The sequence below is a fragment of the Bradyrhizobium sp. MI1.3 genome (assembly GCF_055811695.1).
Window position 1 is genome coordinate 43,275 of sequence record NZ_JBVVPQ010000059.1, and the last position, 5,908, is coordinate 49,182.

Consider the following 5,908-nt stretch of genomic DNA (forward strand, 5'->3'; position numbering starts at 1 on the left):
CCCCCCCCCCCCCCCCCCCCACCCAAAACCCACCCCCCCCCCCCCCCACCCCCCCCCCCCCCCCGCCCCCCCCCCCCCCCCCCCCCCCCCAACACACCCCCCCCCCCCCCCCCCCCCCCCCCCCCCCCCCCCACACCGAGGGTGAGGAAAAAGTTCGCGCTAAATCCCCAGCATCATCTTCGCAATAATATCGCGCTGGATCTCCGAGGTGCCGCCGAAGATCGTGTAGGCGCGGCCGTTGAGATATTCCGGTACCACCGTCAGCATCTCCTCCGGCATCGGCGGCTCATGGTTGAGCCTGTAGAGCGGGCGCATCGGCTCGACCGCGAGGGCGTCATGGCCGATCACGTCGGCGCCAAGCCGGGTCACGGCCTGCCGGATCTCGCTGTTGCGCAGCTTCAGGATCGACGACACCGCACCGGGATTCTGTCCGGTCTGCAGCGCCGATAGCACGCGCAGCTCGGTCATCTCCAGCGCGTCGATGTCGACCTCGACCTCGGAGATGCGCGTCGCGATGTCGGGACTGTCGATGGCGCGCCCCGTCAGGTCGGACTCGGCAAGCTCCGCGATCGCCTTCAGCCCCTCGCGCAATTTTGCCGAGGCGATGCCGGAGCCGCGCTCGAACTCGAGCAGATATTTTCCGTAGGTCCAGCCCTTGCCTTCCTCGCCGACGCGGTTCGCCACGGGAACGCGCACGTCGTCGAAGAACACCTGGTTGACCTCGTGGTCGCCGCCGATGGTGAGGATCGGGCGCGTTGTGATGCCCGGTGTCTTCATGTCGATCAGGATGAAGCTGATGCCGTCCTGCTGCCGCGGGCCGTCGCTGGTGCGCACCAGCGCGAACATGCGGTTGGCGTGGTGGGCATGCGTGGTCCAGATCTTGGTGCCGTTGATGATGTAGTCGTCACCGTCGCGCACCGCGCGCGTCTTCAGCGAAGAGAGATCGGAGCCGGAGCCCGGCTCGGAATAGCCCTGGCACCAATAGTCTTCGCCGGAGAGAATGCGCGGCAGGTAGAAGTTCTTCTGCTCCGCCGAGCCGAAACCGATGATGACGGGGCCGACCATCTTCACGCCCATCACGTTGACATTGGGCACCCCGGCCCGCGCACTTTCCGTCTCGAAAATCCAGCGCTGCGCCGGCGTCCAATCCGGCCCGCCATGCTCGATCGGCCAGCCCGGCGCGCCCCAGCCGCGGCTGTGCAGCGTGCGCTGCCAAGCCATGCCGATATCGGGGTCGGAGAACACCGACGGCGTCAGCGCGGTCGCGCGCTTCATCTCCTCGGTGAGATTTTTCGCAATGAAGCCGCGCACCTCGTCCTGGAAGGCGCGCTCCTCGGCATTGAACGACAGGTCCATGATGCGCTCCTTGTGTCAGGCTGGCACGGTGGTGCGGCCAAGCCGAGCGTGGCGGCCGTAATGGTGCGAGCTGCCGCCGAACAGCGTGTCGAAGGCGACCAGCCGCTTGAAATAAGCGCCGACCTCGAGCTCTTCGGTGACGCCCATGCCGCCGTGCAGCTGGATCGACTGCTCGCCGACGAAACGTGCGGATCTGCCGATCTTCGCCTTCGCGCCCGACGCCGCCCGCGCGCGCTCGACCGGATCGGAGTCGACCTTCAGCGCGGCGCGCAACGCCATCGAACGCGCTTCGTCGACCTGCACCGCCATGTCGGCGAGGCGGTGGCGGATCACCTGGTTGGCCGAGAGCGGCCGGCCGAATTGCTTTCGGATTTTTGTGTACTCCAGCGTGGTGTCCAGCAGCACCTGCATGATGCCGACGGCCTCGGCGCCAAGCGCAGCCATGGCGCGGTCAACAGCCCATTCGATGGCCGCCAGTGCGTCATGCCCGTTGCCGAGCAGGGCATCCTCCGGCAGTTGCACGTCCGACAGCTCGATGTTGCAGGCCCGCCCGCCGCCGAGGCGCTCGTAGTCGCTGATGGCGAGGCTCGGCGTCGTCGCCGGCACCAGGAAAAGGCCGATGCGGCCCGACGGTCCCTGATGATCATGGATATGCGCGGAGACGATGATCTCGTCGGCGGCATGACCGTCGAGCACGGCAATCTTGCTGCCGGCAAGGCGCCAGCCTTGCGCCGTCTTGTGGGCGGTGGTTGCAACCTTGGCAAGATCGAACCGCGCCGCGCGCTCGGAATGCGCGAACGCGAGTTTCAACGATCCATCCGCGATCTTCGGCAGGATGGCCTGCTTCTGCGCCGTGCTGCCGCACCGCTCGATCAACGCAGCGCCAAGCACGACCGTTGCGATATACGGCTCCGACACCAGCCCGCGGCCGAAGGCGTCCATCAAAATGCCGATCTCGACCGCGCCGCCGCCGAGCCCGCCAAATTCCTCCGCGATCGGTAATGCCAGCCAGCCGAGTTCGGCGAATTGCGTCCACATCGCCGGGCTGAAGCCGAGCGGGTCGTTCGCCATCTTGCGGCGGTGATCGGCATCGTAGCTTTCGGCCACGAAGCGCTCCGCGCTTTCGCGCAGCAGCCGTTGCTCGTCGGTGAGATTGAGATCCATCCTGTCTACTCCGCGGCTGCCGGCGGCTTGCGCACGGAGGGGTGCAGGCCGGATGGATCGACCACCATGCCGAATTCCTGAAGATTATGCGCGTGGCAGAGCTGATGCAGCGCAAAGGCCTGGTCGATCGCGGCCGGCTGGCCCATCACGTCAACCGAGCGGTTCACGGCTTCCTTGGTCAGCTTCAGCGCAAAGGACGGTTTTGACGCGATTTTGCGCGCCAGCTCCAGCACGACGGATGAAAGCTCTGCGCGCGGCACGACCCGGTTGACCATGCCGAGCTGGTGCGCCTCCTGCGCGCTCCACGCGTCGGCCGTGAATAGAAATTCCTTGGCCTTGCGCGGGCCGAGCTCCCAGGGGTGCACGAACCATTCGACGCCGCAGACACCCATGGTGACCACGGGATCGCAGAACTGCGCATCGTCGCTGGCGACGATCAGATCGCAGGCCCAGGCCAGCATCAGGCCGCCGGCGATGCACTTGCCGTGCACCTCGGCAATGGTCGGCTTGGCGAGGTTGCGCCAGCGCCGCGTGATCTGGAGATAGATTTCCTGCTCGCGCGCGAAGCGGCCATGAGCGTTTGCTTCGGCGAAACCGCCCCAATTCCCGATCGGCGGAAAATCCACGCCGGCTTCATTCTTGCTGCCGGGCCGCAAATCATGGCCCGAGGAGAAGTGCGGACCGTTGCCGGCGAGAATGATCACCTTGACCGAATCGTCCTGCACCGCCTCATCGAAAGCGGCGTTGAGATCGTAGGTCATTTGCAGGTTCTGCGCGTTGCGCGCGTCGGGCCGGTTCATCACGATCCGGGCAATCGCCGGCTCCGGCCTCTCCACGAGGATGGTCTCGAACGAACTCATCGCGTTCCCCTGGCGTTCCCGACCCGGTATTATTGTTCCCTCAAGTTGACTATTACAGCCGGGATTAAGCAAGAGGCTTGCGTACATCGGCTGCATTTCGCGGCCTCGGCCCGGACGCAAGATGTCTGGCATCTCGCGCGCGCAATCTGGTAGCTTGCACCCGATTCCACCGGGAGAAATTTGATGCGCAAGATCCTGACCGTACTGGCGGCGCTGGCCTCGTTGAGCCTCACCAATTGCGGCTACAACGCGATCCAGAGCGAGGACGAGCAGATCAAGGCCAACTGGTCCGAGGTCGTGAACCAGTATCAGCGCCGCGCCGATCTCGTGCCCAATCTCGTCAACTCGGTGAAGGGCTTTGCGCAGCAGGAGAAGGACGTGCTGCTCGGCGTCACCAATGCCCGCGCCAAGGTCGGCAGCATCCAGGCGACGCCCGAGGTGCTGAACGATCCCGCCGCATTCCAGAAATTCCAGGCCGCCCAGGGCGAGCTCTCCGGCGCGCTGTCGCGGCTGCTCGTGGTCACCGAGAACTACCCGCAGCTCAAGTCGGATGCGCTGTTCAAGGATTTGATGTCGCAGCTCGAAGGCACCGAGAACCGCATCACCGTGGCGCGCAACCGCTACATCAAGGCGGTCCAGGACTATAACGTCACCATCCGGTCGTTCCCGAGCAACGTCACCGCGATGATGTTCGGCTACAAGGAGAAGCCGAACTTCACGGTCGGGAACGAGAAGGAAATCTCGACCGCACCGAAGGTCGATTTCAATCCGGCGCCCGCGCCGTCGAAGTAAGTGCCTTCGACTCCGATGCATACCCCACCCACCACTGTCATTCCCCGCGAAGGCGGGGAATCCAGTACGCCGCGGCTTCACCGTATCCCGCTGGCGTCTCTGGAATACTGGATCGCCCGGTCAAGCCGGGCGATGACAGCCCATGTGTGGCGAGCGATAGTCGCTGTCGCATTCTCATTCTTCCTCACCTTTGCGCTTCCCGCCTCGGCCGATGTCGCCATACCCCAACTCACCGGCCGCGTGGTCGATCAGACCGGCACGCTCTCCAGCGGTGACATCGCCGCGTTGTCGCAAAAGCTGCAGGACTTCGAGACGCGCAAGGGCAGCCAGGTCGCCGTCCTGATCGTGCCGACGACGGATCCGGAGACGATCGAGCAATTCGCGATCCGCGTTGCGGAGGCCTGGAAGATCGGGCGCAAGAAGGTCGATGACGGCGCCATCCTCGTCGTGGCCAAGAACGACCGGCATTTGCGCATCGAGGTCGGTTACGGCCTCGAGGGCGCGCTCACCGACGTCACGTCGCGGCGCATCATCGATGAAGCCATCACGCCGAAATTCAGGAGCGGTGATTTCGCCGGCGGCATCACGGCAGGCGTCGATCGCATGATCCGCGTCATCGACGGCGAGCCGCTGCCGACGCCCTCGCGCAGCGTGAATTTCAGCGATTGGAACGACGTCGAGCCGCTTTTTTACTTCCTGCTGTTCGGCCCGCTGGTGATCGGCGGCATCCTGCGCTCCATATTCGGGCGGCTGTTCGGTTCGGGAATAACGGGAGCGATCGTTGGTGTCCTCGCCTGGTTCGTGATCGGCTCCGCGGTCGTTGGACTGGGCGTCGGTGTGCTCGGCGCTGTCCTGACGTTTATCGCCGATCTGTTTGGGGCGGGATCGGGCACGGGGTCGTCGCGTCGCGGCTCGTGGTCGAGCGGCCCGTCATCCGGCGGCTGGAGCAGCGGGTCGTCGTCGAGTGGCGGCTTCAGTGGCGGTGGCGGCAGTTTTGGCGGCGGCGGCGCCTCGGGGAGCTGGTAGGTCATGAGCATCAAGCGCATCACCCGGCATCTGCTCCAGCATCATTGGCGTGCCAAGCAGGTGTTTCCTAAGGGCGCGCTCGACCGCATCGAGCAGGCGATCAAGCGCGGCGAAGCCAGCCATTCCGGTCAGGTCCGGTTCGTGGTCGAAGGCGCGCTCGACGGCGGTCCGCTGTTTCGCAACCAGCCGGCGCGCGAGCGCGCGCTCGACGTGTTCTCGCAACTGCGCATCTGGGACACCGCGCACAACAACGGCGTCCTGATCTATCTCCTGCTCGCCGACCGCGATGTCGAGATCATCGCCGACCGCGGTATCGATGCGAAGGTTGGTCGCGAACGTTGGGAGAGCATCTGCCGCGCGATGGAGGCGGAGTTCAGATTAGGGCAATTCGAACGCGGCGTGATCGACGGCATCGAGGCGGTGTCCCGCGAGCTGGCAAGGCATTTCCCGCCGCAGGGCCCGCATGCGAACGAGCTGCCGGATGCGCCGGTGGTGATGTAGTCGCTACAAGCAGGCGGTGATGGAGCCCCGCTGTCGTCCTGGCGAAAGCCAGGACCCATTACCCCAGGGAGAAGTTTGGCGAAGATTCATCGTTCGGTACGCCTGCTGCGTACGGCCGATGGACCCCGCGGTATGGGTCCTGGCTTTCGCCAGGACGACGTTGTGGGGACATCGGTGCTTCGCCTCGCGGGCACACGCAGCCGCACGCC

Annotated in this window: 6 protein-coding genes; 3 read left to right on the forward strand and 3 right to left on the reverse strand. The window is 65.3% G+C overall.

Features of this window, described 5'->3' with window-relative positions:
• Positions 1-159: 159 nt before the first annotated feature.
• Genes AC0L3A_RS31040 through AC0L3A_RS31050 form a run of 3 tightly spaced genes read right to left on the reverse strand, consistent with a single transcriptional unit; the run spans position 160 to position 3,380 of the window.
• The gene (locus tag AC0L3A_RS31040; protein WP_219683029.1) at positions 160-1,356 is read right to left on the reverse strand and encodes an acyl-CoA dehydrogenase family protein; all 1,197 of its coding nucleotides are present in this window, start codon (positions 1,354-1,356) and stop codon (positions 160-162) included.
• Positions 1,357-1,371: 15 nt separating this feature from the next.
• Positions 1,372-2,520 carry an acyl-CoA dehydrogenase family protein gene (locus tag AC0L3A_RS31045; RefSeq protein ID WP_473255806.1) on the reverse strand — a complete coding sequence of 383 codons (1,149 nt, stop codon included), beginning with the start codon at positions 2,518-2,520 and terminating at the stop codon, positions 1,372-1,374.
• 5 nt (positions 2,521-2,525) lie between these two features.
• On the reverse strand, positions 2,526-3,380 hold the full coding sequence (locus AC0L3A_RS31050) for an enoyl-CoA hydratase (protein WP_007596537.1): 855 nt from the start codon (positions 3,378-3,380) through the stop codon (positions 2,526-2,528).
• A 183-nt stretch (positions 3,381-3,563) separates the two neighbouring features.
• Here AC0L3A_RS31050 and AC0L3A_RS31055 point away from each other — a divergent pair, with 183 nt between their 5' ends.
• From AC0L3A_RS31055 to AC0L3A_RS31065, 3 genes are all read left to right on the forward strand, one after another.
• Positions 3,564-4,172, forward strand: coding sequence for a LemA family protein (locus tag AC0L3A_RS31055; RefSeq protein WP_007596535.1), 609 nt, complete (start codon positions 3,564-3,566; stop codon positions 4,170-4,172).
• 132 nt (positions 4,173-4,304) lie between these two features.
• Positions 4,305-5,198, forward strand: coding sequence for a TPM domain-containing protein (locus AC0L3A_RS31060; RefSeq protein WP_473255808.1), 894 nt, complete (start codon positions 4,305-4,307; stop codon positions 5,196-5,198).
• Positions 5,199-5,201: 3 nt separating this feature from the next.
• Positions 5,202-5,699, forward strand: a complete 498-nt coding sequence (locus AC0L3A_RS31065) for a TPM domain-containing protein (protein WP_219683032.1) — start codon at positions 5,202-5,204, stop codon at positions 5,697-5,699.
• Positions 5,700-5,908: the final 209 nt, after the last annotated feature.

What these genes read in the sequence shown, in the direction of transcription:
- AC0L3A_RS31050 (WP_007596537.1), bottom strand. Translation starts at nt 3,380, where the DNA reads ATGAGTTCGTTCGAGACCATCCTCGTGGAGAGGCCGGAGCCGGCGATT.
- AC0L3A_RS31065 (WP_219683032.1), top strand. Translation starts at nt 5,202, where the DNA reads ATGAGCATCAAGCGCATCACCCGGCATCTGCTCCAGCATCATTGGCGT.
- AC0L3A_RS31055 (WP_007596535.1), top strand. Translation starts at nt 3,564, where the DNA reads ATGCGCAAGATCCTGACCGTACTGGCGGCGCTGGCCTCGTTGAGCCTC.
- AC0L3A_RS31045 (WP_473255806.1), bottom strand. Translation starts at nt 2,520, where the DNA reads ATGGATCTCAATCTCACCGACGAGCAACGGCTGCTGCGCGAAAGCGCG.
- AC0L3A_RS31040 (WP_219683029.1), bottom strand. Translation starts at nt 1,356, where the DNA reads ATGGACCTGTCGTTCAATGCCGAGGAGCGCGCCTTCCAGGACGAGGTG.
- AC0L3A_RS31060 (WP_473255808.1), top strand. Translation starts at nt 4,305, where the DNA reads ATGACAGCCCATGTGTGGCGAGCGATAGTCGCTGTCGCATTCTCATTC.